This window comes from Nitrospirota bacterium, from assembly GCA_040757335.1.
Taxonomy (GTDB): domain Bacteria; phylum Nitrospirota; class Nitrospiria; order 2-01-FULL-66-17; family 2-01-FULL-66-17; genus JBFLXB01.
Window position 1 is genome coordinate 1 of sequence record JBFLXB010000057.1, and the last position, 4,833, is coordinate 4,833.

6 protein-coding genes are annotated in these 4,833 nt (G+C 64.7%); 5 read left to right on the forward strand and 1 reads right to left on the reverse strand.

What is annotated here, in order from left to right:
* Window positions 1-427 precede the first annotated feature (427 nt).
* Window positions 428-1,465: a hydrolase gene (locus AB1451_16790; protein MEW6684551.1), complete on the forward strand. Its 1,038-nt coding sequence runs from the start codon at window positions 428-430 to the stop codon at window positions 1,463-1,465.
* Here AB1451_16790 and AB1451_16795 read toward each other — a convergent pair.
* Window positions 1,434-2,225: a PhzF family phenazine biosynthesis protein gene (locus AB1451_16795; GenBank protein ID MEW6684552.1), complete on the reverse strand. Its 792-nt coding sequence runs from the start codon at window positions 2,223-2,225 to the stop codon at window positions 1,434-1,436. The genes AB1451_16790 and AB1451_16795 overlap by 32 nt on opposite strands.
* A gap of 127 nt (window positions 2,226-2,352) precedes the next feature.
* Between AB1451_16795 and AB1451_16800 the strand changes: the two genes are divergently transcribed.
* From AB1451_16800 to AB1451_16815, 4 genes are all read left to right on the forward strand, one after another.
* A complete protein-coding gene (locus AB1451_16800) occupies window positions 2,353-2,823 on the forward strand; it encodes a RidA family protein (protein MEW6684553.1) in 471 nt (156 codons plus the stop codon).
* A gap of 1 nt (window position 2,824) precedes the next feature.
* Complete coding sequence (locus AB1451_16805) at window positions 2,825-3,193, forward strand: VOC family protein (GenBank protein ID MEW6684554.1); 369 nt, start codon at window positions 2,825-2,827, stop codon at window positions 3,191-3,193.
* A gap of 52 nt (window positions 3,194-3,245) precedes the next feature.
* The gene (locus tag AB1451_16810; protein ID MEW6684555.1) at window positions 3,246-3,800 is read left to right on the forward strand and encodes a thioesterase family protein; all 555 of its coding nucleotides are present in this window, start codon (window positions 3,246-3,248) and stop codon (window positions 3,798-3,800) included.
* Between the two features lie 91 nt (window positions 3,801-3,891).
* Window positions 3,892-4,692 carry a sulfite exporter TauE/SafE family protein gene (locus tag AB1451_16815; protein MEW6684556.1) on the forward strand — a complete coding sequence of 267 codons (801 nt, stop codon included), beginning with the start codon at window positions 3,892-3,894 and terminating at the stop codon, window positions 4,690-4,692.
* Window positions 4,693-4,833 lie beyond the last annotated feature (141 nt).

The following is a 4,833-nucleotide window of genomic DNA, read 5'->3' on the forward strand; positions in this document are numbered from 1 at the left end:
AACCAACGGTTGTCCATTCCATCTACCGTCACGCAGCGAATCCGTGAGCTGAAGAGCCGGATGCGCGAATCGCGCACGTCCGGATCTGTGGGGGACCCGGGTGGCAACACCCGGGTCTACCCGACAACCGGGCTCTCTCGGGGACAGAAGTCGCAGACGAAGCCGCTCTGTAGTACTGCTGTCCTGTGAGGGGAATGAAATCGGACGTCTGCAGGGGGTAGTTGAGTAGCAGGGTCCGCGTCGTCGGGGTCTAAGAAATAGGTGTGCGTTGCCGGGGTGAGGTGAGTTCTTGTGGGAACTCGCCCCACCCCGGTTTGTTCTGCTCTCTGAGAACGTTCTTTATCGAGAGATTGAAAGAAGAGCGGAGTTCGCATTAGACTGCTTCCGTAGCGATGAATGCAAAGGTTGCCTCCAGGCCTAATGTCCATTGACTGACCGCGCGCACCCGCTGATCCAGCTTCCCTTAAGCTCCGATCCGTTTCGCCCTCCTTGGTGGCTTCGCAACCGACACGGCCAAACGATCTGGCGGCGCGTGGCGGGACGAACGCCTTCGCTGGCGTACCGCCGCGAGCGGCTGGACACGCCTGACGGCGATTTCCTCGACCTTGATTGGCTCGACCGCCAGTCGGGCGCACCCGATGCCCCGCTGCTGATCGTCCTCCACGGATTGGAGGGCTCGTCGCGCGCCAAATACGTCCTGGGGGTGTTAGCCAACGCCGCCGCTCGCGGCTGGCACGGGGTGGCCGTCAACTTCCGCTCGTGCAGCGGCGAGTTGAACCGCCTGCCACGGTTTTATCACTCCGGCGAAACACACGATCTCGATTGGGTCGTCTCTTCGTTGATCACCCGCTCACCCCATCGCCCCCTCGCCCTGGTCGGGTTTTCGCTCGGCGGCAATGTCATGCTCAAGTGGCTCGGGGAGCGAGGAGAGAAGGTGCCGGACTGTCTCCGCGCTGCCGTCGCCGTGTCGGTGCCGTATGATCTGGGAGTGGCGGCGCACCGGGTTGATCACGGATTCGGCCGCGTGTACGGCCGGGTCTTTTTGCGGACGTTGAAAGTCAAAGCGCTGGAAAAGGCTGCCCGCTTTCCCGGACTCGTTGATCCTCACCTTGTGCGCGGACTCTCCAGCTTCGCGGAGTTTGACGAGCACGTGACCGCGCCGATCCACGGGTTCGCCGGAGCCGAGGACTATTGGGCGCGCTCGAGCTGTCTGCCGTGGCTTGAGAACATCCGCAAGCCCACGCTTCTGATCAGTGCGGACGATGACCCGTTTCTCCCGTCAACTTATCTGCCGCGGGAGTCCGTGGCCCGATCGGCCTGGCTGGAAGCCGATTTCACCGAAGGCGGCGGGCACGTGGGTTTCGTGCGAGGGGCGTGGCCGTGGTCCGCGTCGTACTGGGTGGACCAACGGGCGGTGGACTACCTGGAGGCCGCTACGCGGCCAACTCTCCGCGCCAGACCGTGACCGCTTGCCCGCCCAATAACACCCGCGAGTCCTGGACGCGGACTCGTACCACGCCGCCGCGGGTGGAGAGCTGACGTGCGAGCATCTCGTCCTTCCGCAATCGGGTCTTCCAGTACGGTCCCAAGCAGCAGTGTGCGGATCCGGTGACCGGGTCTTCGTCAATGCCCGCGCCTGGGCCAAAGAACCGGGAGACAAAGTCGACGTCTTGTGAGCTGGCCCGACTGGTGACCATGACGCCCCGCATGGGGATGGCGGCGAGCTGCGCCAGATCCGGTTTCAACGCCCGGACGGTTTCTTCCGAGTCCACTTCCACCAGATAGTCCCACCGATTTTTGCCCACGTACCGCGGCGCGACGCCCAGGGCGGTCGCCAGGCCCGGTGGAGCGGTTGTGGGCTGTTCACGCTCCGACGGGAAGTCGAGCTCGATCCACGACCCTTGTCGGTTCGCGGTCAGCAACCCGCTCTTGGTTTGAAAGCGCGCGGGCTCGTGCGGCGCCAAATGTCCTTCTTCCCACAACACATGCGCGCTCGCCAGCGTGGCATGGCCACACAGCTCCACCTCCACGGTCGGTGTGAACCAGCGCAGGATGTATTCCTCCGCGTGCCGATACAGAAACGCGGTCTCGGACAAGTTCATCTCTCGTGCGATGGTTTGCATCCACGTTTCATCCGCGGGAGCGGGGAGCACGCACACCGCCGCGGGGTTTCCGGTAAACGGTGTGTCGGTAAATGCGTTGACCTGAGTGATCTTCTGACCCATGGGCTGGAGCCTTTTCGCACATTGTGCGCGATCACGCCAGGGTTTCTCAACACCGGATGGGAAGAGGCGCGTTGACCTGCTGAGCCGGGTGGGCTATAACCAAATCCTCGCGATTGACGGAGGCCCCATGTCCGCAGAGAAGCGGCTCGAAGCGCTCGGACTGACGCTCCCTCCCCCGCCGAAGCCGGTGGCCTCCTATGTCCCGGCGGTCCGCAGCGGGGCACTCTTGTTTCTGAGCGGCATTCTGCCGATGCAAGACGGCAAGCCCGCGTGGACCGGAAAGCTCGGCCGCGAGTTGACCGTTGAGCAAGGTGCTGAAGCCGCACGCCTGGCGTGCCTGAATGCGCTCGCCGTCGTCAAGGCGGAACTCGGCACCCTGGATACCGTCAAACGTATCGTGCGTCTCGGCGGCCACGTGGCTTCGGCCGATGGCTTCACGCAACAGCCCGCCGTGGTCAACGGCGCTTCGGACCTGCTGGTGACAATTTTCGGTGAGGCCGGCCGCCATGCTCGCTTGGCGTTGGGCGCGCACGAGTTGCCGCTGGGCGCAGCAATCGAGCTGGAGTTGATCGTCGAAGTCGCGTCGGATCACGCATAGGATGCCCAATCCCTTCATCCATATCGAGCTTCAGACCCAGGATCTCGCCAAAGCCAGGGCGTTTTACGCGGCGCTGTTTGATTGGCGGCTCGATGACCTGCCGGGGATGAAATACACCATGATCGAGGTCGGCGAGGGCACGGGCGGGGGGATGATGCAGGCCAAAGAACCAGGGCCGTCGTCGCAGTGGATCCCGTTCATCGAAGTCGAGGACGTTCACGGCACCACCCAGCGTATCCGGACATTGGGTGGGACGATTCTCAAAGGGCCGGCGAAGGTGCCGGGTTACGGCTGGTACAGCGTGGTCATCGATCCCACCGGCGCCACGTTCGGGATCTGGAAGCCGGAGACGAGTCGGGACGCGGCGTGAGATCGGTGGAGTCCCGTGGCCCGACCGGCTCCCCACCGACGGAGTGGTTCGTGTGAACCTCATTCTCCGGATGCTCCGTATCCTGATCGCCGCGCTGGTGGGCCGACGGATCGACCCTCTCGGCGAGTCGTTTGTTCCGTTTCGAGTCTGGGTCAATGACCTGGACACCAACCTGCACATGAACAATGGCCGCTACCTCACCATCATGGACCTCGGCCGGTTGGATTTCATCGTACGCACCGGACTGGGCGGGATCATGCTTAAACGGCGCTGGCGGCCGATGGTGGGTTCCGCCGTGATCCGGTTTCGGAGAGGTCTGGCGCCGTTCGAGCGCTACGAGTTGAAGACCCGCGTGGTGTGGTGGGACGACAAGTGGTTCTGGATCGAGCAACGGTTCGAGCGGGCCGGAGCCCTGGTGGCAATCGGCGCGGTGAAAGGACTGTTCCGGCAGGCGACGGGCAACGTGCCGACTCCAGAGGTGCTAGCCCTGCTCGGGGTCCGAGAGCGTCCAGGAGCCATTCCGGACTGGATCGCGGCGTGGCGAGACGCGGAGCCCTTCAGTCCCGATTCATCGGCCGTGAAGTCGTCCTCAATCGTCGCGCGCTAGAGGGGCGACTTCCCATGTCGCAATCCACACGACGGTGCGCATGAGTCGCCGGCGATTGACGGGCACCGGAGTGCACGCGTAGGATTCCCACGTGGAATGGTGGCTGGCGTACATCGCGATCGGCGTGGCCGCCGGTCTCCTAGCCGGGCTGTTGGGCGTTGGCGGCGGGATCGTGGTGGTGCCGGGGTTGGCGGTTGTCTTCGAGGCGCAGGGCGTCTCCGCGCGGTACCTGATGCCGCTCGCGCTCGGCACCTCTCTCGCCACGATCGTCTTTACCTCGCTGGCCAGTTTACGGGCTCACCACGCACGCACTGCCGTGGATTGGTCGATCGTGCGGCAGCTCACCCCGGGGGTGGTCTTCGGGGCGCTGGTTGGCGCGTCGCTTGCGGCGCGGCTCTCGTCCGACGTCTTAACCGTGGTGTTTGCGGTGTTCCTCTGGATTGCGGCCACCCATCTGCTCCTCGACACCCCGGTACCGCGCGGCGGGGCGTCGCCCGGTTGGCTCGGCTGGTCCGTTGCGGGCGGCATCATTGGCAGCGTCTCGGGCGTGGTGGGAATCGGAGGTGGGACATTGTCCGTACCCTTGCTGACCTGGTGCCGGGTACGGTTACACGAGGCCATCGGGACCGCGGCGGCGGCCGGCTTCCCCCTCGCGTTGGCCGGGGCGTTCGGTTACTTCGCCAACGGTCTGGCGTTCAACGACCTGCCCCGTCACAGCACCGGGTTCGTGCATCTCCCCGCGGTCCTCGGCGTGGCGTTGGCGAGCGTCGTGACGGCTCCGTTGGGTGCCAAACTCGCCCATCGGCTTCCCACGGATCGGCTGCAGCAGTTCTTTGCCTTGTTCCTGTATGTGGTTGGCGGGAAGCTTGTTTACCCGCTTTGGGCCGCGTGAACCCCGGCTCAACGCTCAGCCCGGATTCCGCAGTTGACTTCGTTACGAGGTGGGAACCGGAGGCCTGGCGCGTGGCGAACGCCGTGGGGGCAGCCGGGGGATGACGGCCTCGGGCGGGGTGGCGGGCTCGGGTGAGCCGTC

What these genes read in the sequence shown, in the direction of transcription:
- AB1451_16795 (MEW6684552.1), bottom strand. Translation starts at nt 2,225, where the DNA reads ATGGGTCAGAAGATCACTCAGGTCAACGCATTTACCGACACACCGTTT.
- AB1451_16800 (MEW6684553.1), top strand. Translation starts at nt 2,353, where the DNA reads ATGTCCGCAGAGAAGCGGCTCGAAGCGCTCGGACTGACGCTCCCTCCC.
- AB1451_16805 (MEW6684554.1), top strand. Translation starts at nt 2,825, where the DNA reads ATGCCCAATCCCTTCATCCATATCGAGCTTCAGACCCAGGATCTCGCC.